Raw genomic sequence first — 354 nt, 5'->3', positions numbered from 1 at the left:
AGCAGCGAGGACGGGGAGGCCATGGAGGCCTCGACGTTGGTGACCTGGTAGCCGTAGACCGGGTCCATGATGGTCGGCAGGAACAGCCGGCCGGGGTCGCTGGAGGAGAAGCCGGCGTTGCGGTCCGGTGTCCACTGCATCGGGGTGCGGACCGCGTCGCGGTCGCCGAGCCAGATGTTGTCGCCCATGCCGATCTCGTCGCCGTAGTAGAGGATCGGCGAGCCCGGCAGGGAGAGGAGGAGGGCGGTGAAGAGTTCGATCTGGTTGCGGTCGTTGTCCAGCAGCGGGGCGAGCCGGCGGCGGATGCCGATGTTGGCGCGCATGCGGGGGTCCTTGGCGTACTCCGCCCACATG

The 354-nt window shown here is 68.9% G+C and carries 1 protein-coding gene; it reads right to left on the bottom strand.

Going from position 1 to position 354, the window contains the following annotated elements; genetic code table 11:
• Positions 1-354 (bottom strand): alpha-amylase family glycosyl hydrolase (locus IH50_RS0137105; protein WP_030873163.1); only part of this gene is annotated, 354 nt, incomplete at both ends.

It is taken from the genome of Streptomyces sp. NRRL S-37 (assembly GCF_000721605.1).
Classification (GTDB): domain Bacteria; phylum Actinomycetota; class Actinomycetes; order Streptomycetales; family Streptomycetaceae; genus Streptomyces.
This window is presented reverse-complemented; position numbering and strand designations above follow the sequence as displayed.